The organism is Methylobacterium sp. WL69 (assembly GCF_008039485.1).
In the GTDB taxonomy this organism is placed as follows: domain Bacteria; phylum Pseudomonadota; class Alphaproteobacteria; order Rhizobiales; family Beijerinckiaceae; genus Methylobacterium.
The window spans coordinates 1-23,799 of the sequence record NZ_VRUZ01000014.1 but is presented as its reverse complement, the minus strand read 5'-3'; the positions used below and the strand labels follow the sequence as shown (position 1 = coordinate 23,799).

Sequence of the window (23,799 nt, the reverse complement as noted above, 5' to 3'; positions counted from 1 at the left end):
GCGCTGCAAATCCTCGCTTGAGTACATTTAATCGATTGATGGGTCTAAAAGTCAAGACAGTCTGTGATAACGTGCAATACCAGACCAACCGCCTTGTAAGCGGTAGGTCACGAGTTCAAGTCCCGCAACCGGCACCACTTCTTTCGCCGCGAGTTGAAACTGCCGCCAAAAGTTTCAACTCGTGAACGGAATTTCGCCCACGGATCAACACCGAATCGGCCCCGGAGAAACATGAAGCCCGCCGCGGCCGGAGCCGGGCGGGTGCAGTGGTTCTGGAAGAAGGATGCCCCACCCATGGGGCTCATCCATAATTGCATGTGGCATGCCAGGGCTAGGTCGACGGCGCCCCAAGCACGGTAGCCTTTACGCCTGCGGTGCGGAACATGTCGCGGCTCCAATCCTGCATGATCTGATTGAGCGGCCGCGGGTCCGGCCTCACGGCGATGATCAGGTTAGCCAGCCGAATGGCCATCGATGCCGCCGCGCGGCACCTAAATATCGCGTTCAGAATCTCTTGCATCGTCTAGACAGGCTGACGACCGCACGAGGGCTGCTCCGGCAGCAGCGGCGCGATCACGGCCCATTCGCCATCAGTTAGATCAGTTTCGTAGCACGGGCCGCCGCAGCTATGCTGCCGACGTATGTCCGGCGTCCAAACCAAAGGGGTGATCGCATGGTCGATAATCAGGCGACCAAGGGTCGAGTGCCAGGGAGGTTGGTTCTTGGCATCGTGATTTTGATAGCAGGCGGGCTAATGGCTGCTGTCGGATACTATGAAGTTTACGGACCGCCTCAGAAGCCGTTCGACGGCATCGCCGGTCATTTTTTTATGGCCGGGTGTGTTGCGCCGTTACTTGGTGCCTCGCTCATCATCTGCGCTCTAACGGACGGTCGCCTATGCCATAGGTCTGGAAGCGGCGGACAGTGGATGGGTCAGTTCACGAGTTCAGATAGTAGCAGTGCCTCGTGCGACGGCGGCAGTAGCGATGGGGGTTCGTGTTCATCGTAATCCGACTGGCACCCTGACAAGCCTGAGCAGCCAATCTGCATAGTCTGGTTTGGGTATGCCTCTCGCACACTGCCTTATGGATGGTTCAATTAAAGCCGCTTGACCATTCTAAGTGAACCGCTGAGATATGAACCATCCATAGTGAACCGAAGGGGATCGAATGTTCGTTCGGGCTTATCTCAGGGCATCCACCAACGAGCAGGACGCGACCCGAGCTAAGGCGCAGCTTGAAGCCTTCGCATCCGAGCGCGGTCTCACGATCTCGACGTTCTACGTGGAGAACGATTCCGGTTCGAAGCTAGAACGGCCGGAGCTTTTCCGCCTCCTGAAGGATGCCCGCCCCCGCGACGTGATTCTTGTAGAGGCTGTTGACCGCCTCACGCGCCTTACGACGGCTGATTGGGCAGAGTTGAAGGCTGAGATCTCCGCGCGCCATATCCGGGTAGTATCGCTCGATCTGCCGACATCATACATGATGGCCGTGGCTACCACCGATGAGTTCACCCCCCGCATGTTCGATGCGGTAAACGGAATGCTCCTCGACGTGCTCGCCGCCGTCGCCCGCAAAGACTACGAGGATCGCCGTCGCCGGCAGGCGCAGGGGCAGGCTAAGGCACAGGCTGCCGGGCGCTACAAAGGGCGACCCGAGGATGCCAAGCGCAACGCCGGGATTGCCGACATGCTTGTGAGAGGCATGTCTTGGTCTCAGGTACAGCACGCGACAGGCTGTAGCCGGGCTACCATCGCCAAAATTGCTAAGCGAGCAAAGCCTATTGAGGTTGTCGATTGATATGGACGCTTTGAATTACGAAAGCATAATGCTTGTTCAGGAGATTGCCGTGAACGATATTATCAAGGATCGCGATGGACGCAAGATCGCATATCTTCGCGACGAAGGAGACAGCGTCCGCTTGTACGATAGCCAGCATCGTACTGTAGGCTGGTACAGCAAGACACGCGATGTAACGATGACGGCGGCCTTCAAGATCATTGGGTCTGGCAATCAGCTAATGCGTTTGATCCCAGCACGCTGACGCGCGGCCTGCGCATCAGCCCTGAGCTTGTCAGCCTGTGCGGCAAGCTTTCCAGCTTCGAGCCGTTCGATTTCGTCGGCGTGCTCGTCGCCGTATTGCGCAGCTAATTCCATCGCACTGCGCATTGTTGGGATTGGCGCGCTCAGAGATAAAATTATCTCACGCATCATCTCTGGTTTTGCGCGGTCAATATCGATAGTGTCTATCAGCTCTCGCAATCTATTTGGCTGCATCTTTTCAAAATCGACCATGTCGATCAGCTCTCGCATTGTCATTTTCATTACCTCAATTTCAACAATATCATACGAAAATTTATAAATAGTACGTAAATTACATACGTATTTAGCGAGCCATGAAAACCACAAATAGATTGCTCAGATCAACACACACATCAGCCCATCTTCTTGATAAGCTTCGAATGTGCGGGTCTCGCACACAGCGAAACCACCAGCACTGGTGCAGATCGCCTGCCTGTGATCGATGCAGATCCTATCGCGCTCGGGTGCTGGGCGAGGCGGTTGGCCGATGGGCGTGTTCGCTCGTTGATCAGGATCGGGCCGCCGGGACTGCAATGGCCATCGCCGGTCTTCACCGGATCATGCTGGCGTCGGCGACCACGCGGGCGTGCAGATCACCGGATGAGCTGCTCGGAGAGATCGCCCGCAGACGCCGGGCGCTCGGCCGCGCCCTACATCATCGGGAGCGTCAGGACAGCCGCTGGCGCGATGTCCAGTCCTACGGCGTATGGAAGCCTCAGATCGACCCTGGCGGGGCTTGGCGGGCCACGCTGATGGCTATCGTATCACTGGGATCGATACGGCCGGGCCGATACGCCGAGTTGATCGGCCACCGGCACGGTATCACGCTCGATGCCCTGCCGATGGCCCTGGTGGCGACCGACGTTGTCGAGCCGATGGCCAAGGCGTTTGCCGGGACCGGCGGACTGGCGACGGCCGACGATACCGCGTTGGCGGCGTGGTACGGCGCCCTGGACGGCGTGGGCGGCCACCAAGGGCTGATCGCCCGGCGGGGGATGGCAGGATGACCCGAAAACCGTACGATCCCGACGTGATCGCAGACACCATGGAGCGGACGCAGTGGCGTTTGATCAATGAACGCCTCCGCACCGGCCCGCTCCCAGCATGGCCACGCGAAAACGAGGTCCGGCTACTGCCGATCCGGACGCCGGCTGAGCGCCGATTACGGGTGATCGACGCTCGTAAATGGGCGGTCGAGAACGTCCGCCACAAGGATGGACATCAGTGGTCGGTACGCACGGATCTGCACCAGGACGATAACGGCCGGCGATATGACGTACCGATCTACTGGTTCTCCGACCTCACTACGTCCTTTGCCTTCCGATTGCAGTTTAAAGACCGGTGAGTCGGGGCTGCGCGGCCGGCCCGGCCGGCGACCCGGTGATCGAGCACGGTCGACGCGTCGTCGGTGATGGTAAGAGGTTTCGGGTATAGTTCATTCCCACCTGCGGCCGGCGTCGCCAGCGTTGCCGGCGCTCGGCTGATCGAGGAACGTCGACGCGTCATCAGTCGTACGAGGTCACCGATGTTGTTCTCGTCCGCCTGCGGCCGCCTCCGCCGGCGCCCCGGTGATCCGAGAAGGTCGACGCGTCGTCAATGGTACGAGGTCTCGGAAGTCGTGCTCTCCCGACCGCGGCCGCCTCCGCCGGCGCCCCGGTGATCCGAGAAGGTCGACGCGTCGTCAATGGTACGAGGTCTCGGAAGTCGTTCTCCGCCCGCGGCCTGCAGCGCCGGCGCCCCGGTGATCCAAGAAGGTCGACGCGTCGTCAGTGGTAAGACTTCTCGGATGTCGTTCTCCGCCCGCGGCCAGCAGCGCCGGTGCCCCGGTGATCCGAGAAGGTCGACGCGTCGTCAGTGGTAAGACTTCTCGGATGTCGCGCTCCCCCGCCCGCGGCCAGCAGCGCCGGTGCCCCGGTGATCCGAGAAGGTCGACGCGTCTCCGGTTGTACGAGGTCTCGGATGTCGCGCTCCCCCGCCCGCGGCCGGCAGCGCCGGTGCCGCGGTGATCCGAGAAGGTCGACGCGTCTCCGGTTGTACGAGGTCTCGGATGTCGCGCTCCCCCACCCGCGGCCGGCAGCACCAGTACCGTGGTGATCCGAGAAGGTCTACGCGTCGTCAGTAACACGAGGTCATAAAAGACGTTCTCTCCCGTCCGCGGCCGGCCCCGCCGGCGCTCCGTTGATCGAGGTCGTTTGAAGTCTCCCGGTGTCACCGATTTTGTATAACAACGCTTGCGTCCAGAGCCTCCAGTTTGAAATGGGATGTTCCTAGTGGAGGAAATCTGACGGATGGAACCCATGGCCCGGGTCCGCTTCCGACCCATGCTAGCCGTGCCAACAGCCATCTGCGCTTCTACGGAAGCGGCCATTCGTCGGCCGTCTAGCAACTTCGGCTCAGGGTGGCCAGCGGTAGTTCGATGATTTTGGTGCATGCGTCCGCGCTAAAAATGAACTGGACGATCTGGCTGCTCGACTAGCCACTATCAATTCAAAACGTCGACACACGCCGCTTACGCCCCGACATTTTGGTAGAGAGTAACATTCGGGTCGTTGAACGAGCCGCCCCCTCCATGGACGTCATAAAGCCGCCCGAAGGGGACGTATGGACGGCCAAAATATTCTTCATTAGCGGCTTCAGACTTGTCAGGATCAATATATCATGTTTCTTTAGCATTATCGCAGAATTTGAAATTCTTCGATTAGTAGGAGGCCTGAATGAAGCTTCTTTTTTCGACTGATACGGATGGCGGCTCTGTAACAGTCATTGACATTGATGGCGATCATAACAAACCAATAGCAGTTATACCTATTGGTAATGGTCCTCGTGGAGCCGTACGATTTACGAAAAGCGGTCGAGGATTTGTTGCAAACCATGCCGGCAATACTATATCAGAGATAGATGCACTTTCATTAAGGGAAATTAATCGAATTAAGGTCGGAATTGCACCTATTGGCGTCGCAATTACGCCGGGAGATAGGTACGCAATAGTATCAAATGCGGGGGATAATACGGTATCTATTGTAGATCTTGATAAGAGACAGGAGGTTTATCAAATTCCAGTGGGGAGAGAGCCTCGTCATCCCGATATAACTCCATCTGGGGATTACGCCTACGTTCCTGTCTCAGGGGCTGACTACATCTCAAAGATTGATTTGCGGCCATTGAAGTCAGGCCAACCAACTCAGGTCAGAGAGTTAGAACGGATATATCTCGGAAAGGGCGCGTCTCCTTATAGTGCTGCTGTTTCACCAAACGGTGAGCGGGTAATTTCTGCCAACAACCAAGCAAATTATATATCAATAATTGATACATCCACTGATAAGATAATATCGAATATTGACGTTGCGAACAAGGGAGCAAGAGGAACAGCTTTTACACCCGACAGTAACGTCGCTTTCGTCTCTATAGAAGATACAAGTGAAATTGCCGTCATCAATCTTCAATCAAATTCGTTAGAAAACAGAATTCCTGCAGGACCCGGCCCCAGAGGGCTCATTTACGATGCAGGACTGCAAACTATATTTTCATCCTCATTTGCAAGAACCATGGCCACAGGGCGGCAGCCAAACTCGGTTGCAGCGATCCAATTTGCCGCGATGCCTGTTGCAGCATTTACAAATCCGCAACCTCAAATTTCTGACATTAGTGTAGGCGCTGGTCCATGCAGCGTATCTATATTCGTTGTGCCATAGAGATTTGTTATGACACAATTCCATATCAAGTTTCCTTGGGCAATCTGCCCGAGGCGTATGGTGCCCAAAACAGAGGTCGAAATACCAGAGGAAGAATTCAAGTGGCTAGCAAACGGCCGGAAATCTTCGAACTGCGCCCCGGTTGCGCTCGTATCTTCCATAGGTTGGTCAGTTATATCTCCAATTGATGTGTCACTTAGTCCAATCGATGACGTGCAGTTCAAGTGCATTGACTCCGAACTAGAAAACACTATGTCGACTTTAGGTTTAGCAGAAGTCTGGCGACGAGGCGAATCGTTTATAGGGCTTAAATCAAAATCCGGCCTTCGTTTGTTTGATTTCAAAGTAGACGATCACTGGGAGCCCATGTTCCTGCCAAATGGCGAAGGCACAATCGAATGGCGTCTTGGATTTGATATTATACTCGACACCGGCTTATACGTTTGGATCCAAGGCGCCGAATTTGAAGGTTTAGACGTAGTTCAGGGAATAATTAGTTCAAAAATATTGAGTAGAATGAGCAAAACGGGATTTTCTATAGCAATTCGACCGACAGGAGCCGTCCATATAAGAGCCGGCGATACTATTGCAAGAATATTTATAGTTAATAAAGATTTTATTAAACTAAATTCCGGATGTTAGAGATACCGAAGGTGCAAAGGATTCCAGTTTGGTCCGGCGCTTGGGTTGGGTTGGTGCCTCGACCGAGCGTCGCGGCCAAGTGGTTGCTTTCCCATCTGTTTCGGTCGATGGACGATGCAAGCTCAAACGTTCAAGCAGGGTCTAGAGCAGGCAACAAAGCGATGTCTGCTTTAATGCCGCGCTACTCGATAGCGGAACGTCGGAAATCCACCCATCGCGGACGTTCGTAGAGGGACCCATGCCCTCTTCCTCAGGGCCGAGGCGACAGATGGGCTGGAGATCGAATAGGCATGGGCGATCCACCGCCTCCCCAGTCGAACGCTGGTTCTGCGATCCATCCCAGCGTATGCCGACTGCCCTCAGGCGCTTGCAGCGGGTGGGATCGTAGCGGCTGACATCGGCCGCCGGTTGGGCCTCTTGATCGTGGATGAGGTCTGATAGCCCAACGTCAAACGGCGGAGCTTTCACCCCGCCGCTGCGCTATGACTCGATCACCCCGACACCGAGGGGCGTTAAGCCGGCCTAGCGGGCCGATGCGTCAGCGACGACGCGACGGGCCGCGGGTGCCCGCGGGGTGAGCGAGGGCGTAGTGGTCAGCTCGGAGGCCGGGCGCACCGCGGCGGTGAAACGCGCCTGCTCGCGATAGAGTGTCGGCGTAATGTTGATGCGCTCATCCGCCATCGCGCTGCCCACCAGGGTGACGGACGCCAGGGCGGCGAGGACGAAGGTACGAACGGTCATGATGTCGATTCCTCTGATGGGCCGGGGCCTACCCCGTTTCATGAGAGGAATATGCTTCGCACTGCACCATCATTCAAACAGATCAGATCGATAGCCAGTATCGATTCTATCAATGAGGTTTTGGAGCTAAACTGAACGCTGTAGGATCACTGCGCGCTGCGGCCGACACGAAAAACGGCGAGGCTTTCGCCCCGCCGTCGTGTCATCCTTAATGTCGCTACGGCTGCGGCTCTACAGGCCCATCATTGCCTGGCCCGCGCCAACGATGGTGTAGATCAGGCCGGCTACGAAGACGCCGGCCATAAGATACGAGAACCCGGTCAACGCCATCGAGAAACCCTTCCTCACGCCCTTTAGCAGCGGTTTCCGCCGGAAGTCTGGCCGTACTGCATCACGGGAAAGTTCTGCTGGTTGGCGTTGCCCTCGGCGGCCGAACTCATCGGGCAATTGAACGGTGAGCGAGCCTCCGGCGCAGCGTAGATTGAACCCGTGGTCTCAACCTGAGACCCAAACGAGGTGTAGCGGGACGGACGCTCAGAGGCCATTGTGGACGAGATCGAAGCAACGCCAAGGATAGGAGCTGCAATTGCGGTGGAGATACGGGTCATAATGGCTGTTCTATGAGCTCCTTAACAGGACTGACCTGGGTTCAGGTCTTTTCTCTCTGTCTGAACCTAATATGGGGAGCCTCTTCCATTTTAGACGTGCTAACGCACACGCGCAGTCGCGGATTAAGGCGATGTACCGAGCCCTTGGACGATGATGCCGAAGCCGACCCCCGATGACGGTCAGTTCCGGACAGTAAATGGCTTAAATCAGCTAGGAAGTTATTTTTGATGGAAATTCCTATTGATATTTTCGTAAGTGCGGGTGTTAAACTCGTATCATTGCCCAGCACGGAAGAAGTGAAATGTCCGATAACGAAAAGACCCAAGCAGTTAATTATGTTGAGTTGAGCGCCGATATCGTCTCAGCTTTTGTGTCCAACAACTCCATTCCCGGGAGCGAGCTTGGCAAGCTGTTGGCCAGTGTGCACGCGGCCATCATTGACCTCGCGGCAGGCGGGTCCGCCCCTTCAAAAGGTGATGAGGCTGAGAAGGCTACACCTGCGCAGATCAAGAAGTCGATCTCACCGGACGCGCTAATCAGCTTCGAGGATGGCAAGCCCTACAAGACCCTACGCCGGCACCTTACGATCCGTGGTCTGACCCCAGAGGCCTACCGCGCAAAGCATGGCCTGCCTGCCGATTATCCGATGGTCGCTGCCGGCTATTCGGCGCAGCGCTCCGAACTCGCTCGCGCTCTTGGCCTCGGACAGCAGCGAAAAGGGACTGGTAAAGCCGTTGAGGCTCCCCAACCCGAAGAAACGGCTGCTGAGGCGCCGGCTGATGAGAAGCCGAAACGTGCAGGGCGTCCGCGTAAGGCTGTCGCTGCTTGACGCCGATGGTGGCGGTAGGCGGGGTCCTACCGCCTACCTATGATGATCAGGGTGCGCTTCTCACACGCTCAACAGCTCGCCCCACCGGGTCGTGTACCGCTGCGAAAGGTGCTCGGCCCGGAGCTTCCAGGGGCGGTCCATGCCGGATGCCGCGTAGCGCACCCGGTCTTTGCCGTATCGAGCATTCAGGGCGTCCACGGTGGCCATGAGTTGCACGCGCCGGGGCTGATCCGGCTGGAGGAACAGTGAGCCCTGCACGGTGGCGGCCGGGTGGAGGTCGAGCAGGAGGATGCCGCACTTCTTGTAGCGAAAGCCCGGTCGATAGATGCCCTTCAGTCCCCAGAGAGCAGCTCGGATCAACCGAGCGGTGTCGCTAGTGCCAATGGTGAGCCGAACGGACCTTGTGGCGTGGTACTGGGCATCCTCGGGCTTATGCCGGTTGGTGGTCAGCATGACGGTGATCGAGGCCGTGGCGAGGCCCTGCCGGCGCAGCTTCTGGGCCGCGTAGGAGGTGTAGGCGGTCAGCGCCTCGGCCAACTCGTCGAAGCCCTCCACGGCCCGGCCGAAGCTGCGCGACGTGCAGATGGTCTTGGCATCGGGGCTCCCGTGTTCGAGGTCGATGCAGGGGATTCCCTGAAGCTCCATCACGGTCCGCTGCACCACCACGTTGAACCGCCGGCGGATCATCGTTGGGCAGGCCTCCCGGAGGTGAAGCGGGGTCGTGATCCCCATGCCCGCAAGATGGTGCTGGAGGCGGTGCCCGATGCCCCAGACATCGCCGAGATCCAGCCGGGCGAGGGCCGCCGTCTGAGCGGCCTCGTCGACGAGGTAGCAGACGCCCCCGGAGCCGGGCTCTTTCTTCGCGGTGCGGTTGGCGACCTTGGCGAGGGTCTTAGTCGGGCCGATGCCGACGCACACCGGGATGCCGGTGTTGAGGCCGACCGTTTCCCGCAACCGACGGGCATGGGTCTCCGGATCGGCAAAGCCGGTGAGGCCGAGGAACGCCTCGTCAATGCTGTACACCTCCAGATCGGGGGTGAAATCGCTGAGCACCCGCATCACACGCGCCGAGAGGTCGCCGTAGAGGGTGTAGTTCGAGCTACGGACCTGAACGCCCCAGCGCTCGAACTCGTCGCGGCGCAGGTGCCAGGCGTCGCCCATCTTGATCCCGAGGGCTTTGGCCTCGTTCGACCGCGCTATGACGCATCCATCATTGTTGGACAGCACCACCACCGGCTTACCGCGCAGCGCCGGCTGAAACAGCCGTTCGCACGAGGCGTAGAAGTTGTTGCAGTCCACGAGGGCGATGGGTGCGCCCATGGCCTAGAAGCGACGGAACGAATGCGTGACGACGCCCCACACCTCGAACTCGGCCTCGTCGGGCACCTCGATGTCTGGGAAGGCAAGGTTCTCGGGGTGGAGGACGACCCGGCCGCGCTTCTTCAGGAAGCGCTTCATCGTGAACTCGCCGTTGAGGCAGGCAACGACGATGCAGCCATGCGTGGGCGTTTTCGCCTTGTCCACCACGGCCACATCGCCGGGGTAGAGGCCGGCCCCGAGCATGCTTTCGCCAGCCACACCCACGGCGAACACCGATGGCAGCCGCGCGCCCACCAGCTCGTTGAAATCCAGCGGGCTCTCAAGGCTGTCCTCGGCCGGGGATGGGAAGCCGCAAGCCACGGACGCCGTCACATACGGCACCTCGGCCGTCGAGGTGCCGTCCAGCTTCAGGAAGGCGGCAATGCCACCGGAGGTGCCGCCACGCGCCGCGATCCGGCGCGCCAAGTCCGCGATCTCCACCGGCAGGCGCACGACCTTGGTCGGCTCGCTCTTTCGACGGCCTGCATTTGGGCGCGCGCCGCCCCTTGGGGTCGTCGTGGACATGGCGACTGATCCGTTTGATTTCTGTTACAGAAACCAAACGTGCAACGTGCGGAAAGGTCCACACCGTTCTGCCGTCAAGCGATAAGATCGCGACGGCCCTGTTAATTCTGGGGATAACTCGGATATCCGCTGTGGAGGGCTTCAGCGGAGCTCGTTTCGGGTATGTGACTGAGCCTGAATGAGTTTTACCAATCGCAGATGCTACAATCCGTAGGCTTGTCTGCCATGGGGCGTTTCCAGCTACGGACCTTGCGTCGTCCGCTGAAAGGCCAAGGTCCGATTGAAACCCAGCATGCCTGGGTCGAGGCCACCTCTGCCGAGCAGGCTATCGCTCAGGGGACATTTCTGGCTGAAGCCGCGCTGGAGGGGTGGTCCGGCGTATCGATTCTAACGAGCGACACGGGCGCCATGATCTGGTCGGTGCGCAAGGATATGCCGCGCCCTGACGGACCGGGCTCGCTCTGAACGCCCAACGCCCGTTCCGGATGGGTGAGGGCGAAGCCTGCGATTGCGCGCACCACCGCGGGCGCTCGTTCGACGCGTAATGTCCATAGGCGCCATGGCGTCGCCAAGGGCAGGAAATCAGCCTCGTCGAGAACGTGCTCCGGGTGATCGGCGTGTGCGATGGCCATCCGGAACGGCGCGTCTTCCGGCTGTCCGATGAGCACCACCGTGAGGGTGTTGATCCCATCGTGCAGCCACGAGGTCACGTCGTATGTGAACCCATCCTCGGCCGGGTCCAGGCCCTCAAAAGCGGGCTGGGTCACGCCGTAGGTGTTGAGACTGACCATAGCACGGCTCCCCGCGCCCCACAGTGTGAGACGCAGCCGTTCCCCGGCTCGAATGTGCATGATGTGCCCCGCTTCAAGGGCAAACTGACTGTTTCTGGAGTTTTCCACAACCGGAACAGGATGCGAACGGCAACACACCGTTAACCATGTTGCGGCGGTGCACGAGGGGTCCCGCCAAGCCAGAGGCAGAGCGATTTGGAAGGTCAGGGGATAACACTCGCTGAGTCCTCTGCCGTGGCATTCCTGCTGCCTCACGATTCTTTGCCGACTGCTATGCGCAGCCGATCCTCAGGATCGGACCCGTGCCCGGCATCCCGACCCTCCTCGTGAGCGTGTGTCTTTCCGGCGGCGTTCCGGGCCTCAGGTCGAACCTTCCTACCACCGTCGATGTGGTGATGCCCCTCGTCTCATGGTCGGAAGCCGACGTGTTCGCTTACGTCGCGGGTCATCACTTGGCCCTGCCCCCGCAGTACGCCGAGGGCTACAGCGATAGCGTGGAGTGCCTGATCTACCCACCGAAATTCCGCCGCCTCGGTGTGGGCGACCTATCTGGCGCTTGGATCGCTGATCGCGCCGACTGCCGCAGCAGTCAGGGCAGCGGCTAACATGCCGATGAAGGTCACTGTGATCATGTCTCAGGCCCTTTCGATGTGTGGCTCGGGCGCACCAGAGCTTCTGAATTTCGAAATGCCTACCAATTCGTTTATAGGCCGTTAACCCTCCCTCAATCTCCCAACAGCGGAGCAACGACGTGCGCGCCGTTTGGATCGGATTAGTTGGAGCAGGTTTGGCCGTATGTGCAGCAGTCGCTGATCCGGTCCTCGGATGCAGGCTGGACGGTCTAGAACTGACAACCGACGCGCCGGGGAGCCCTGGAGCGCGTCGTTTCCATGTCCTGAAGGTTGAGAGCCGCTTCTGGCGTTTGCACGGCCCTGAGGTGAACGATTTCAAGCCGGACGGCTACGTCAAAATCCTCATTGAGGGCAGCGGGCGCAGGTATGTCATCGCGCAGACGTACAGCCGCTTCGGCATGCCGGCGAATTCCGGGATCTCTGCGGAAGCGACGCCAGACCGCATCAATCAAATCAATCCAAAGGTCCGCTCCCTGAAAGGCGAGCGTGCGCGGATGAATGGGGTCTTCATGGTGCTCGGTGGACCTCTCGGTGAGGAAACCGCGCTCATGCCGGTGAACTGTAGGCGTTCTCCGAGCAAACAAAGTCCGGACACCTCCGGATCATTCCGGAGGCCGCCGCCAAAGCCGTAATTTCGTGTTTTACGGGTTAGTTCAGTTTTCTGAGATACTCGGCTCTGTCGAAGCTCACGATTTGACGCCCGATTTCCATCAGGAGCGTAGCGCTCATATGATGTAAAACCGATTTCGGCATCTCGTTAAGGGCTTTGTGGGCAGCCAAGCAGTGCTCGGCCGCGCGGTTGAGTGGGTGATCTGAATGCAGGACTGCCCCCGAAGCGTGCTCTACTTCTTCGATTCGCTTCTGGGTAACGTCAATTAGGATACCATTACCCCGTTTGGGGACACCATCTTGATCCAGGGTGAAGTGGCCCCGTGCGAGCAGCAATCGCGTGTTGCCATCGGCTGAAATGACTCTGTACTCAGCTAGATAGGAACGCCCCCCTTCGGCACATCGAGTGATCAACCGAACGGTTTCCTCGCGATCCTCGGAATGCATGCCGTTCAAAAAGTGGACGATGGGAGTGCCGGCTTCAGCCAAAGCTGGATCGACGCTGAAGAGAAGGGCGACCGTCGCATCCGCGTAGACGCGATCATTGCCGATGTCCCAATCCCATCGGCCAATCACGTCGAGTCTGTCGATGGTATCCTGCAACATGATCTGCGATGCATTCGCAGCATCAGTTTCGCCCCGTCCCACTACCACCTCCGGATTTTACCAGACCGCCTTCTCACGGATGCGTGAGGTTTTTTTACGGCTAGGTAGTTGGCGCTAAGCTCAGAAACAAAATAGCCATTATATGGCCACGCTTCCGTATCCAACCCAATGGTGCGCGCTACGAGATGCCGCCGTGCGGCACATATTGTGAAGGATCGGCCATGGGCCGCAAACTGACCCCCACGGAGGGGGCTGCATCCCTGCTCTCCGACACAGAAACGAACTCTGAGATCGATAGCATCACCCTAAGCCGCAGCCGGAGCCTGCTAGAGCAGATCGCTCAACAGCTTGGCATTTCGCCTGATGAATTTTCCAAGGCGTCATGCCCCTCCGAGTCTGCGGTGAGGGAACACCCTCCGAAGGACGCTTTCGACCCCGTACTGGCTCGCGAGCGCCTCGATCTTCTCGAAGCCTTCACCTGCATCAAGGACCAGCAGGAACGCCTCCGATGCCTTCAGATCGTTCGCGACGCTGCGAAGGGGAGATCGGCCACCGACCTTAGGCGTGCTTTGCCGTAGATGCGACCGAAGCGGGCCTGCACTGGTCGCCCTAGAAAGCCATTGCACCGGCGAACTGCCTGGGTTTGGGACGTAGCAAGCCTTTGGCACTCTCGTATGGCCTTGGCCGGTTGATTACCTCGTCGAGGCGGGACCACAGCGTCTTAGGGGAGAACGGTTTGGCGATGACCTCGTTGACGCCCATGCGGACAGCGCGCTCGACTCTGTCCTTACGTGGCTGAGCCATCATTAGGATTAGGGGTACAGTTGGAGCTGGAGAGGTATCTGCGTTTCGGATGAGGCGGATGACTTCTTCGCCTGAAAGAATATCTAGATCCCAATCCAATATTACTAGATCGGGTCGAGACTCGGCCATACAGCCAAGTGCTTCAGCCCCATCGATTGCCTCCTGTATCCGTCTGATGCCGGTACGCTGCAGCATATCGCGAACGATACGGCGAACGTAGAGGCTTTCATCAACGACGATTGCTGAGAGATCTGGAAATCTCGGCGCGCCGATCATATGAAAAACCCCATTGACGCGCGCGTTCGCCGCTGCATGTGGCTGTATCACTATGAGGTTTAACGTTCTTTCCTCTTGGAGGCGTCACGAAGTTGGCTGCTGCGTTTCTCCCTTGTCATTCCATTTCCGGATACGAAACGGACAAGGAAACTCAGCCGGGCTCGTTTAGACTTTCGCCTGCAGAAACCCGCTCCCGCTGTAATCTTTGAAGCCGTTCGCCCTGCGAATGTATTACACCACCGTCCTCGGATCGCTGTACCCTGACTGGTCCATGATGCGCGCGAGATCTGCGCCTCGTCCTGCTGCCGTGGTGATGCAACGCGCCACGGCAGGGGCATCGTCGCGCGCAATGGCGCGTTGCAGACCGGCATTGATCTGGCGCAGCCGCCACGCATCGAGGCTGACGCCAAGGAGGGCCACGAGATCCTTGAGCGTGGGGAGCGTCTGGTGCTGGCGGATGGCGGGGGCGGTGCGCATCACGAGGCCATGTAGACAGCGAGAAGGATCGCGGCGGTGATGACGTTGCCGCGTCCCGCCTCGTGGCCGGCGCGGGCCAGTAGCACTCGATGGAGACGACGCATCCGGCCGAGGCCGAGGGCGATGGACGAGGGGAAGCCGAGCGCCAGTGTGGCGCGCATGGTAATCGCAGTCTTCATTTGGAGAAATCCTTGCTTTGCTTCTCAGGAAGAAGCCGGCGGGGGCGCTAACAGTGGTTATCGTAAGTGTTTTATGTGTCTTCTTGGGATTAATTCTGATCTACCCCGCGGGAGATGATCCAAAACGGCAAAAGGTATTTGAGGTGATAGGGGGAATATTAATCATTGCCGGGCTGGCGCTCATTGGATCGGGTTTGCCAGTGTTCAGATGAATTCCCTTCATGGTCGAAGGGCGTGCCGCGAAGCCACGCGATCTGCGAAGCGTGGTGTTCCGGGGCACCAAGGGACGGCTCAGCGTCGCCGCCCTCCTCTCGGTCAGGGTCGGTTTCGAGATGATCGAGCAGCGCGATCAGGCGCTCAGCGGTATCGAGGGCGGATTGCGCGGCCTCTTCGATCCGCTGGCGGGTCTCCGTGTCGTTGAACGACAACCGGGGTCTGGGCGCCGGGGCGGGCCGGCGAGGGGTGTAGGTGTGAACGTTGCTCATCGCTCTGGCCGCCACGGTCCGAACACCACTAACGACACTCCAGACGAGGACCACCGCGTCCGTTTCATCAATGCAAGATAAAGCGATCTCTGCCTGCAACCGAAGCCCCGCGAGGGTGGTCGCGGTGGCAGGGGTGATCTCGTCTTCGACACGGGCGACCTCGTTGTGAACCCCGTGCAAGCCGTCGAATGCCCGGACCGGCTCGGCATCTATCGCGGCACCACGACGACGACGAACGAGATACGGTTCACGACCGAGGCCGGTGGCACCATCATCCTGTCCAAGGGCAAGGCGCGAGCCGTCTACCCTTTCACGCTGACCTGCTCGAACGGTCTGGCGCGCACCTACATCACGGTATCCGGGAAGGACGCTCCGAATAGCCTCATGATGGAGTTCGGGCCGGATTTCGCGGCCTCAAAGGTTCAGGGATCGGCGCCATTCATGATCACCCCGGAACTCGCGGCGGGGTTCTACTACTGGGACGCGTTTCAGTCTCGTAACCAAAACGATCTGCCGCCCGGTAGCGCCTTGGTTTGAGGGGCGGCCTACCGATGTACGACGCCGAACGCAGGTGCTAAGTTCGGACATCATCAGGTCCAGAACGGGTCCCGGTGACTGAGTGAAGCGTGCGCTCCCGCCTGACGTTGAGGGCTTGCTCATGCTAGACACCAATCACCCACGCACAGACTCGCTAAGTGAGCCCCCCGCCCCCGTTTATCGGGTGATCCTTTTGGAGAAGGATGGTGCGGTGGCGAGCGTTCTTCGCATCGTTGTCGATGACGATGCCCACGCCATGGAAGCCGCAAAGGCGATGGTCGATGACCACGCCGTAGAACTCTGGGACGGGCTGCGGCTCATTGAGCATTTTCCAGCGATTGACTGAAATTGAGCAAATAATCTGATCGTATGAAACCGTACGGCTCCGTACGCATTGAAACTATGCCCCTCCGGTTATTTCGCTGGGCGATCACGCCTTTCGCCGAGGGTAGCCCGTTGCCACGATTTTTCATCGACGTTCATGCCGACAGCCTGTCCGAATGGGACGACGTAGGTACTGTTACGGACACGGCAGACATTGCTGTGGCGCTGGCCAAAGGGAAGGCTCAGGTCATGCTGGCCCAATCCAATCAGGCTCAGGCCAATCCGCATGCGGTCGCAGTCATTCGGGATGAGATGGATGCGAGCGTTGCGACGGTGGTGATACGGGCTTCCGAAGAGCCTCACGTCGTATGGGGCACGACGCGAGCCGCCGCTGGCGAGCATCAGGGGTAACACCCATTGCAGGGATTTACTGAAGTGTCAGGTCCCCTGCTGATCGGCGGCTTGATCTGCGATCATACGAACGAAACTCAGCACTTTCTTACGGTCCTGCTCATGCGCGATAGTGGACCAAATCCGCAGTAGCTCACCAGTTTGGTCGAACCACGAGAAAGTCGGGCCTGAAAGTGCCTCTAATGGGCAGCCGAGAATTTGAGCGATTTGGCGTGCGCGATCAGTCGAGTGGTCAGAGCAGTCCCTGAATTCATCATCGCTCGCCATAAAGAACCTTTTTGCGCTATACCGCACAGAACGATAATTTTCCATATCAAACGAGACGAGCTGATTGCCCCCGAATTGTGTGATCAAAAATAATGGGATTGCCGCCGGGAGGGCCATATGATCCTGCGTGACACGGCGGGTCCAGCACTGATGGCTGCTGGTTTTGTGGGTACGTGGAATACCAACGTCGCTGCTGGCCTATCGATCCTTGATGAAGGCGCAGCATCCTTGCTTGCTGGAAATGTCAGTCTCGCCGGCAAGCCGCTTCCTGTCGAAGCGGCATTGGCACGTACGCATCCTGAGGATCGGCCGTGGGTATTTGAGCGAATCAGGCGGGTGCGGCAGACTGGTGGGCCGTTCTCTGCTGAGTTTCGGGTTCTGACTGCTACGGGTGATGTTCGCTGGGTTCTGAACCGAGGAACGCTTGTTCCAGACCATGCTGGAATGATGCAGGGATCAGGCGCCTATATCGATACCACCGATACCCATGCCAAATCCTTCATCCCGGCTGCATCGCTTCCTCAGATCCAGGATGATCCTCTAATCACTGCTGCTGATCACTGTATCGAGGCACATGCTGCGATCAAGCGAAGTGACCGATCAGACCTCCGATATCTCACAGAGGCCCTACTATCAGGGATTGGTCGCGCGCTCGCGCAGCGTCGTGGGAACTAGGATCGCCTCACGAGGTCCGCAACAGCCGTTCGACCTCGGCGTCCAACTCCACGCCCGTGACGACCTCCGAGGTGTTCAGGCGGCGTTGCATCACCGTTCCGGTCTTGAACACCGGCAGGCGCCTCGTGCCCATCTTCACCGCCTCGCCGGTCCTTGGGTTCCTGGCAATGCGCGGACTGCGCTCCTTCACCGTGAACGCGCCGAGACCGCGTAGCTCCACCCGGTCGCCGGCTATCAGCGCATCCGAGATCCGACCGAGGATCGTGTTCACGATTCGCTCGATGTTGGCTTCGGAGAGGTGGGGGTTCTCCTCGGCGACGCGGAGGATCAATTCGGATTTGATCATGATGCAGTCATGACGGTGCGATGACTCTGGTTCAAGATGGCTCTCGGGTGGTAAGCGGTGCAAGGCCCGTATCCGAGACCCGCGATGCCGATCCGGCGCGAGCACCGCTACTATTATCCCATCGACTGGCCCCAACTCTCGGACGTGATCCGGTTCCGCCGGGCCGGCGGGGCATGTGAGGGATGCGGGCGCCCGCATAAGCGCTTCGTCTACTGCCTCAGGGATGGCCGCTGGTGGGACGCAGCCTGTGGAGCATGGCGAGACGGGCGGGGACGCTCCGTGGCCGTCCTGCCCCGCCTGGACGAGCTTGAGGGCCTACGGCGCACGAAGGTAGTTCTGGCCGCCGCGCATCGCGACCACGACACCGCTAACAACGCCGACGCCAACCTCGTTGCCCTCTGCCAGCGCTGTCACATCAACCACGACCGGCCCGAGCACAAGCGCAGGCGGTGGCGGACGTTGTTCCGCAGGCGCGCGGATGGGGATCTGTTCGGTGGCCCCAACGGATGACGAACGAGAGGGCGGCATGAGTCACCCCGCACGGAGATGTGAGGCCCGCACGGCTATCGCCCCCGATTTTTACCAGTACGTACGTACCAGGAAAACCGGCGCGAGGGGCGCTGTTCGGAAATGCCGACATGTCTGATGACAACGCCCCGACTGGCGTGCGCCGCCACCTGCTGGTGTGGCTCGCCTATGTCCGCATTGGGTTCTGGATGCTGAAGGAAGCAAATCCCTGGCGGCGACCCTACGGAAAGCGGCGGTGAAGCTGTCATCGACTAGCGCAGCAAGGTCGTTGCCGGTGGCGAATGCCTGTTCGGGGCGACTTCGGACACATGGCGGCGTCTCATCGCCCGACCGGAGACTGTGTGACGGCCCAGCCCATTAAAGCCCGAGCGCTGTTAGCCCTGCGCGCCGTCGCCCTTCATCCGCGCGGGCTCCGGCTCTCAGCCCACCCGTCCTCCATGCCGGCCCTGATCGAACTCGGCTACGTCGAAGAACGACAGGCCCGGTGGCACGCGGCAAGGCCTGGGGAGATGGGGCACTTCCTCACGCCGGCCGGGCGGGAGTTGCTTCAGGCGTTGGGCAGTGGGGATTTTGGGTGAAGGCGGACCGGACGAAGGCGGTTTAGAGGGTATGGATGGAAAAGCGGGCCGCCCCGCACCGCTGTCCTGCTCGCCCGGCCGCAGCCCGCGTGATCCCGTTTCGGGATCGGCCCCGGCCGGCGCGTTGAGCCGAGGCTAACCGGCACCTTCCATCCTGGCGTTAAGCCAAGTTGCGTACCGGCTCAGCGTGAGATGGACGATCCTCCCCGCCGGCCCGTGATCAGATCGGGCGGCGGGGCTGCTTATGGAGCCTCTTTCAGCGGTTATCGATACGTTACCCTGGCGATTCCGCTGTGTTTGTATCAAGAAACAAGCTCTTTGAACCTTCACAGCGACTTCCGCGGTCTTCCGGGAGGCTTGTAATTACCTTCCATAATCGCCGCTGCTCTCGAACGTTCCCGGGCGGCATGCTTGCGTACCGCGTCTTTTTTTCTCCGCTCCACTGTCAGTTCCTCCTGGCTTATTCTGCGAGACACAAGACTGATTTCCGCTTTCTTCCTCGGTCTTATAACATCAATCAACCCCGCATTTTCTTCAGCGATGAGATTGACCTCGCCTGCTAAGCAATTATCCTCCAGATAATCCTTCAACATTTCTGCCTGATCGAGGCTGTAGAGGTAGACGTTATAATGGCCATCATACGTTGATTCTCTAGCCTTCCCACGCATAACGAATTGGATAATATCCTCATGTTCGCGCGAGGCCAAAACATCTTCAGAATCAATATCTAGAATTTCCATTATTGGCGCATCAGAATCTTGCGCTTTGTTGGAATAAATGTATGCGCACGACTCATGATGTCGAAGCGAATTGGTGCAGGCTTGCTTTGGCAAGCAATGAACACCGTCTAATCGACCAAAGAAAAAGTTTTCAATGTCGGAATTGCTAGCCCAATATCCCTCGAAGCCAATGCTCTCCAAATGCTGCGAAATTTTCGCCAGACCTTTCCGTCCGTCAGGCTCTTGCCAGTAAATTGTTGAGCCGGTGTGGCGAGTGTAGTAATGAATCGACCATTTTTGTTTCGACCGAAAGGACCCACCGCATTTTTTGATTGTTTCATAGACGATGTCTACGCCGAGTTTCTCGGAGGCACGGCAGATCAGACTTTTGAAATACCCTGATCCGGCAATTGCGATAGATGCGGCATTGTGGATTTCTACAGGTGTCCAGACCGACCACCATTTTACAGGCGCTGTTAAGCTTTTTGCATCCTCCCAAGATGCAATATCGACGAAGATTTTTCGGTTTCGATTCGACGCCAACTTGTGAAACATGGAAACTTCACTGGCTTCTGCTGAAATCATACTAGCGGTGATCTGGTCGATGCCATCTCGACACCGAACTAGGTAACGGTTGCCAACGCTCGTAGGGAGGAGATCGTAGTAAAACTCAAGTGATTTCCAGGTTACTGGAGCTGAGAACCTTCCGGACGAAACGCATCCAGTTGGAACCTCGTCAATCACGACATGCCATCTTTCAAGAAGACGAGTTTCGATGCGAAATAGAGACTCGTGGGTTATCATCAGCGCGGTATTAGCGTATCCAACGTAATTTTCGAGCGCAGCCGAAATTCTTCTCGAAACCGACCCTTTTTCTTTTGGTTGCGCAGAATGCACCGCCATGACATTCATCTGCCGTCCGTGCTCTATGACAAGCTTATGCAAGTCCTCTGCCTGTTCGTCACACAGATCGGTGCGCGCTGACGCCCACAACACGTTGCGAGGCGACGCCGCGATTTCTTCCATAAGGCTGTAAGACTTCCCACTACCGGGTGGACCAGTTAAAATCTTGATATGAATAGGTTCCATTTGAATTGATGTTTCACTCGGAGCTAAAATATGTCCGCTGCCTGTCTTATAATAAGATATCGGACATATTTTTTGTAAATTTGTTTCAAGGTCGAGCGAGGTCTGAACTCATTCGAATTTACGAAGCGACAACGCGATGCAGAACTGAGTGAGTCAGTGAGCAGAGCGAACTGGAACACTCAGTCAGTACGCGTTGTCTCGTGGACCCGTAGGCAAAGCCGAAGGCGTCCGCGCACTGATTGCGGTCTTAGCGATCAAGATGTCGTTGTCGAATTCAAAATGACTTCTCCCTCGCCACCAAGCCAGATCAATAAGACTGGGATTTAGCACACACATACTTTGAGATACATCGGAATGTATGCTCAGTGCGCGGACCTGTTCGGCGCTGCCTCCAGATCCACGGGCTACGGAGATGTAATTCACCGCTTCGCTTCGCTCATCGATGCAATACATCTCCTCGCAGCTTTATGAAGTTGCAGATTTGCTCTCGTGAACGAACAATCGAGTTTTCTTCCTCAGCCGATCTCAAACAGGCATCGGACGAAGTTTTCTGGGCGGATTTGGGGTTGACGCGTTGCCTGAGATCTTTACGGGCAAGATTAGGCGTGCCAGTTCGAGATGCGCTGCGCCTACCGTTGCTGGGTTCGGGATCTATCGAATCTTTCTGACTCGCATCGTCGAGTTCCATCTGTCGAATTCGACGCCTAGCCCCGACAATGCTCGTTTCGTGTAGAGGGCGTCCGAATTCTGCCGAGAGTTTCGCCGCGGCGACGAGGTTTGTCGCTCCCTCAGCCAGAACGGCTTTGAGACGCGCACTTTCCTCCGTCGTCCAAGTCTGACGCGATGCAGGTTTAGTCTGATCTTCCGTCAGATGTTCGAGCTTCATCGCCAGGGCCGCAGGGAAAATGCCCACGGTTTTCCAAGCGCGCAGTTCGTGGATCGATAGTCCGACGTTGAACGCGAACGCCGACATCCACCGTTTGCGACTAAACGTGCGCTCGGCTCTAACCGAGACGCTTTCGAATGAGACGAACTTGGTTCCGGTATCGGAGGAGCCGCCTACTTCGTCTTGTTTTGCCGCCTCTGCACGCAACTGCTCATTCTCGGCGAGAAGCCGAATCGCGCGTTCTCCAATCTCTTTGAACCCTACGCAGTGCGCCTCCCACATGCGCCTACCTGCGGAATGAGCCGCCTGTTCAGCAAGAAAATCTTGCCTCGATTTCTTAAGATCGTCCTGAGCTTGCCGGAGCATTTCCTTGACCGAATCCAACTCACTGCGATCAGCAGGATCGATAGCAATCGTGCGGATTGGACTTTCCTTCAAATCCGATAAAGCCAGACACTTGCAGAACATCATGGAAGCGGTTCTCGCCTCGTGTTCGCCTGTGTTTGGATGAAGAGCCCTGCTGCGGAATGCTTCCGCTTGAGAAAGGTTGATAGACATTAATAAAATCTCCAAAAGAATTTCACGGCCGCGCCAATATGCTGGCGCACCGTTAGGTCGAACCGAAAGTGTATGATCGCTGCTTGTTGCGGCATCCCAGAAAATTGAGCTGCCGCCGCGGACAAAATCGCTCTAAGACGGGAGATTCAGGTTGTCAACACGTTTTTGAGGCGTGCCTTATCCTCGTATACCGCTGTTCGCCCGACGCTCCTACGTGGGTGCTGGGCGAACAGTGACGCTGACGCTAACCCAACACATGCGAGCGAGCGGTGGGGCTTGTTCGGCGTCCCTCTGCTGAAGGAAACGGCCTTTTGCTCAGTGTCGTACGGTTGGACGCCGGTCCTGCGGTGATCGGAGATGTCCTCGGTCAGGATACTATCCTCGGCAACCAACCTCGTCGACCTTCTCGAACTCGGTTGCGTCGGTCAGGATACGATCCTCGACAACCTTTACCGCCGAGTGACACGCTCGCCATGGATGTTCGAGCGGGCCGTCTCGGTCACCTTCATACGGTTCTCGATGACGTTCTCGAAGAGCGCGATATCCGGATCTTCAAGGGTGTCGCAGACCATCCCGGTACCCTCTATTCGCCCCTCGATGTCGTTTACGTCAAGCGTATTTTTGGGATGGTCCAGAGAGACATTCGGTTGACTATGTTCTCACAGATAGCCTCGATTACCACCAAACAGTTCTCGATCCTGCTCACGACGAGATCGTTCTACGGATTACCGAAGCGCCCACGACCGGCCGAGTGATCACCAATCCGTTTTTGATCACATCCTCGAAAAAGCGAAAATCAGGATAACAAAACTTTGTTGTTCGGGTTTGATGGGCGCCATGCCTGTTTCGGTAATCGTCTCGGAGAGCTGGGTATCGCAGCAGTTCTATGACACTATGATGGCCAAGTCCTTGTTCACCTTAAGTGTATGATTGGTCGAACCATGGGCTTTGCGGATTTGCAAAGGACCGTCGTGCGAGACACAACGAGCACGCCAAAAAATGGTTGACGAATGGAAACTGTATGACTATCCCGACGGACATGGAGTTGATGATGCGCCGTGGCCAGACCCCCTTACGTAGCTGAATTTGTAGAAGCGAAACAGGTATTCGAACGCGCGCGAGAGATAACCGCGGAATTGAGCGGCGTGCAAACGGAGGCCATGTTAGTGGTCACGATGCATTCTGGTCTTTTATCAGGGGGTGAAATCTCTGACAAAATTGCTAAAGATAAGTCAGAAACATCTAAAGTATTGACCTATCTCGAAGTTCACTTGGGATGGATTGCGACGACAACAGACGAATCAGATCGTCGGCGGAAATTGTACTGGCTTACCCCTAGTGGAAAAATTGCTTCAAAAGCTATATTTCAACGGGTTACTGGAAGAGATCCGTTAGGGGCTCTCGACCGGGTTCCGGTTGCCGAACCAATTTCCCGCAAGCCTATTGCCTAGCCACCAAATCTATCCATTTTTTAAAGAGACTTTATTATGTTTGATACGTCTATGCTTGCGAATTTTGAAGGTGACCTCCGGCGAATCTCGTAT

The 23,799-nt window shown here is 57.6% G+C and carries 31 protein-coding genes and 1 pseudogene; 16 read left to right on the top strand and 16 right to left on the bottom strand.

Features of this window, described 5'->3' with window-relative positions:
• Positions 1-526: 526 nt before the first annotated feature.
• Positions 527-661: pseudogene (locus tag FV218_RS23155) on the bottom strand (IS5/IS1182 family transposase); the annotation flags it as partial.
• 508 nt (positions 662-1,169) lie between these two features.
• Between FV218_RS23155 and FV218_RS06615 the strand changes: the two are divergent.
• Positions 1,170-1,799, top strand: a complete 630-nt coding sequence (locus FV218_RS06615) for a recombinase family protein (protein WP_147709149.1) — start codon at positions 1,170-1,172, stop codon at positions 1,797-1,799.
• A 213-nt stretch (positions 1,800-2,012) separates the two neighbouring features.
• On the opposite strand, the gene FV218_RS06610 is transcribed toward FV218_RS06615, so the two are convergent.
• A complete protein-coding gene (locus tag FV218_RS06610; protein WP_147709148.1) occupies positions 2,013-2,312 on the bottom strand; it encodes a hypothetical protein in 300 nt (99 codons plus the stop codon).
• A gap of 302 nt (positions 2,313-2,614) precedes the next feature.
• On the opposite strand from FV218_RS06610, the gene FV218_RS06605 reads away from it, so the two are divergent.
• The 4 genes from FV218_RS06605 to FV218_RS06590 all read left to right on the top strand — a co-directional run bounded on the left by FV218_RS06605 (position 2,615) and on the right by FV218_RS06590 (position 6,415).
• A complete protein-coding gene (locus tag FV218_RS06605) occupies positions 2,615-3,088 on the top strand; it encodes a hypothetical protein (RefSeq protein WP_147709147.1) in 474 nt (157 codons plus the stop codon).
• A gap of 23 nt (positions 3,089-3,111) precedes the next feature.
• Complete coding sequence (locus FV218_RS06600) at positions 3,112-3,426, top strand: hypothetical protein (protein ID WP_147709146.1); 315 nt, start codon at positions 3,112-3,114, stop codon at positions 3,424-3,426.
• A 1,369-nt stretch (positions 3,427-4,795) separates the two neighbouring features.
• Positions 4,796-5,773, top strand: a complete 978-nt coding sequence (locus FV218_RS06595) for a YncE family protein (protein ID WP_147709145.1) — start codon at positions 4,796-4,798, stop codon at positions 5,771-5,773.
• A gap of 9 nt (positions 5,774-5,782) precedes the next feature.
• Positions 5,783-6,415 carry a hypothetical protein gene (locus FV218_RS06590; protein WP_187272981.1) on the top strand — a complete coding sequence of 211 codons (633 nt, stop codon included), beginning with the start codon at positions 5,783-5,785 and terminating at the stop codon, positions 6,413-6,415.
• A 522-nt stretch (positions 6,416-6,937) separates the two neighbouring features.
• Here the strand turns inward: FV218_RS06590 and FV218_RS06585 are convergent.
• Positions 6,938-7,156, bottom strand: a complete 219-nt coding sequence (locus tag FV218_RS06585) for a hypothetical protein (RefSeq protein ID WP_187272980.1) — start codon at positions 7,154-7,156, stop codon at positions 6,938-6,940.
• Positions 7,157-7,509: 353 nt separating this feature from the next.
• Positions 7,510-7,767, bottom strand: coding sequence for a hypothetical protein (locus FV218_RS23150; RefSeq protein WP_147709168.1), 258 nt, complete (start codon positions 7,765-7,767; stop codon positions 7,510-7,512).
• 299 nt (positions 7,768-8,066) lie between these two features.
• On the opposite strand from FV218_RS23150, the gene FV218_RS06575 reads away from it, so the two are divergent.
• On the top strand, positions 8,067-8,594 hold the full coding sequence (locus FV218_RS06575; protein WP_147709143.1) for a MucR family transcriptional regulator: 528 nt from the start codon (positions 8,067-8,069) through the stop codon (positions 8,592-8,594).
• 60 nt (positions 8,595-8,654) lie between these two features.
• Here the strand turns inward: FV218_RS06575 and FV218_RS06570 are convergent, their stop codons facing one another.
• The 3 genes from FV218_RS06570 to FV218_RS06560 form a co-directional block, all read right to left on the bottom strand.
• A complete protein-coding gene (locus FV218_RS06570; RefSeq protein ID WP_147709142.1) occupies positions 8,655-9,914 on the bottom strand; it encodes a Y-family DNA polymerase in 1,260 nt (419 codons plus the stop codon).
• A gap of 3 nt (positions 9,915-9,917) precedes the next feature.
• Positions 9,918-10,478 carry a translesion error-prone DNA polymerase V autoproteolytic subunit gene (gene umuD / locus FV218_RS06565; protein ID WP_246685018.1) on the bottom strand — a complete coding sequence of 187 codons (561 nt, stop codon included), beginning with the start codon at positions 10,476-10,478 and terminating at the stop codon, positions 9,918-9,920.
• A 332-nt stretch (positions 10,479-10,810) separates the two neighbouring features.
• Positions 10,811-11,269: a hypothetical protein gene (locus tag FV218_RS06560; RefSeq protein ID WP_147709141.1), complete on the bottom strand. Its 459-nt coding sequence runs from the start codon at positions 11,267-11,269 to the stop codon at positions 10,811-10,813.
• A gap of 302 nt (positions 11,270-11,571) precedes the next feature.
• Here FV218_RS06560 and FV218_RS06555 point away from each other — a divergent pair, with 302 nt between their 5' ends.
• Positions 11,572-11,874 (top strand): phosphoadenosine phosphosulfate reductase family protein, encoded by a 303-nt coding sequence (locus FV218_RS06555; protein WP_147709140.1) that lies wholly within the window; start codon positions 11,572-11,574, stop codon positions 11,872-11,874.
• 332 nt (positions 11,875-12,206) lie between these two features.
• A complete protein-coding gene (locus FV218_RS06550; RefSeq protein WP_147709139.1) occupies positions 12,207-12,533 on the top strand; it encodes a hypothetical protein in 327 nt (108 codons plus the stop codon).
• Between the two features lie 16 nt (positions 12,534-12,549).
• Here the strand turns inward: FV218_RS06550 and FV218_RS06545 are convergent, their stop codons facing one another.
• A complete protein-coding gene (locus FV218_RS06545; RefSeq protein ID WP_147709138.1) occupies positions 12,550-13,116 on the bottom strand; it encodes a PAS domain-containing protein in 567 nt (188 codons plus the stop codon).
• Between the two features lie 221 nt (positions 13,117-13,337).
• Here FV218_RS06545 and FV218_RS06540 point away from each other — a divergent pair, with 221 nt between their 5' ends.
• A complete protein-coding gene (locus tag FV218_RS06540) occupies positions 13,338-13,694 on the top strand; it encodes a hypothetical protein (RefSeq protein ID WP_147709137.1) in 357 nt (118 codons plus the stop codon).
• A gap of 31 nt (positions 13,695-13,725) precedes the next feature.
• Here FV218_RS06540 and FV218_RS06535 read toward each other — a convergent pair whose 3' ends face one another.
• From FV218_RS06535 to FV218_RS22655, 4 genes are all read right to left on the bottom strand, one after another.
• Positions 13,726-14,196 carry a response regulator gene (locus FV218_RS06535; RefSeq protein WP_147709136.1) on the bottom strand — a complete coding sequence of 157 codons (471 nt, stop codon included), beginning with the start codon at positions 14,194-14,196 and terminating at the stop codon, positions 13,726-13,728.
• A gap of 231 nt (positions 14,197-14,427) precedes the next feature.
• A complete protein-coding gene (locus FV218_RS23145; RefSeq protein ID WP_246685017.1) occupies positions 14,428-14,673 on the bottom strand; it encodes a hypothetical protein in 246 nt (81 codons plus the stop codon).
• Positions 14,673-14,852: a hypothetical protein gene (locus FV218_RS06525; protein WP_147709135.1), complete on the bottom strand. Its 180-nt coding sequence runs from the start codon at positions 14,850-14,852 to the stop codon at positions 14,673-14,675. The genes FV218_RS23145 and FV218_RS06525 overlap by 1 nt, the downstream gene beginning before the upstream one ends.
• 158 nt (positions 14,853-15,010) lie before the next feature.
• Positions 15,011-15,517, bottom strand: a complete 507-nt coding sequence (locus FV218_RS22655) for a hypothetical protein (protein ID WP_187272979.1) — start codon at positions 15,515-15,517, stop codon at positions 15,011-15,013.
• Here FV218_RS22655 and FV218_RS06515 point away from each other — a divergent pair.
• The 3 genes from FV218_RS06515 to FV218_RS06505 all read left to right on the top strand — a co-directional run bounded on the left by FV218_RS06515 (position 15,512) and on the right by FV218_RS06505 (position 16,609).
• On the top strand, positions 15,512-15,874 hold the full coding sequence (locus tag FV218_RS06515; RefSeq protein ID WP_147709134.1) for a hypothetical protein: 363 nt from the start codon (positions 15,512-15,514) through the stop codon (positions 15,872-15,874). The two genes, FV218_RS22655 and FV218_RS06515, sit on opposite strands and share 6 nt — an antisense overlap.
• A 211-nt stretch (positions 15,875-16,085) precedes the next feature.
• Positions 16,086-16,220, top strand: a complete 135-nt coding sequence (locus FV218_RS23405) for a hypothetical protein (protein WP_281407802.1) — start codon at positions 16,086-16,088, stop codon at positions 16,218-16,220.
• Positions 16,221-16,243: 23 nt separating this feature from the next.
• Positions 16,244-16,609, top strand: coding sequence for a hypothetical protein (locus FV218_RS06505; RefSeq protein ID WP_147709132.1), 366 nt, complete (start codon positions 16,244-16,246; stop codon positions 16,607-16,609).
• Between the two features lie 27 nt (positions 16,610-16,636).
• On the opposite strand, the gene FV218_RS06500 is transcribed toward FV218_RS06505, so the two are convergent.
• Entirely contained in the window at positions 16,637-16,993 is a 357-nt protein-coding gene (locus tag FV218_RS06500) for a hypothetical protein (protein WP_147709131.1), read from the bottom strand.
• Between FV218_RS06500 and FV218_RS06495 the strand changes: the two genes are divergently transcribed.
• Positions 16,994-17,551 (top strand): PAS domain-containing protein, encoded by a 558-nt coding sequence (locus FV218_RS06495; RefSeq protein ID WP_147709130.1) that lies wholly within the window; start codon positions 16,994-16,996, stop codon positions 17,549-17,551.
• Between the two features lie 7 nt (positions 17,552-17,558).
• On the opposite strand, the gene FV218_RS06490 is transcribed toward FV218_RS06495, so the two are convergent.
• Entirely contained in the window at positions 17,559-17,897 is a 339-nt protein-coding gene (locus FV218_RS06490; RefSeq protein ID WP_147709129.1) for an HU family DNA-binding protein, read from the bottom strand.
• A gap of 84 nt (positions 17,898-17,981) precedes the next feature.
• Here FV218_RS06490 and FV218_RS06485 point away from each other — a divergent pair, with 84 nt between their 5' ends.
• Together FV218_RS06485 and FV218_RS23400 are read left to right on the top strand one after the other, a co-directional pair.
• The gene (locus tag FV218_RS06485) at positions 17,982-18,407 is read left to right on the top strand and encodes a hypothetical protein (RefSeq protein ID WP_147709128.1); all 426 of its coding nucleotides are present in this window, start codon (positions 17,982-17,984) and stop codon (positions 18,405-18,407) included.
• 128 nt (positions 18,408-18,535) lie between these two features.
• Positions 18,536-18,664 carry a hypothetical protein gene (locus FV218_RS23400; protein WP_281407801.1) on the top strand — a complete coding sequence of 43 codons (129 nt, stop codon included), beginning with the start codon at positions 18,536-18,538 and terminating at the stop codon, positions 18,662-18,664.
• 665 nt (positions 18,665-19,329) lie between these two features.
• Here the strand turns inward: FV218_RS23400 and FV218_RS06475 are convergent.
• Positions 19,330-20,748 carry a hypothetical protein gene (locus FV218_RS06475; RefSeq protein WP_187272978.1) on the bottom strand — a complete coding sequence of 473 codons (1,419 nt, stop codon included), beginning with the start codon at positions 20,746-20,748 and terminating at the stop codon, positions 19,330-19,332.
• A 499-nt stretch (positions 20,749-21,247) separates the two neighbouring features.
• A complete protein-coding gene (locus FV218_RS06470) occupies positions 21,248-22,255 on the bottom strand; it encodes a hypothetical protein (protein WP_147709125.1) in 1,008 nt (335 codons plus the stop codon).
• Positions 22,256-23,313: 1,058 nt separating this feature from the next.
• On the opposite strand from FV218_RS06470, the gene FV218_RS06465 reads away from it, so the two are divergent.
• Complete coding sequence (locus tag FV218_RS06465; protein WP_147709124.1) at positions 23,314-23,706, top strand: winged helix DNA-binding protein; 393 nt, start codon at positions 23,314-23,316, stop codon at positions 23,704-23,706.
• Positions 23,707-23,799: the final 93 nt, after the last annotated feature.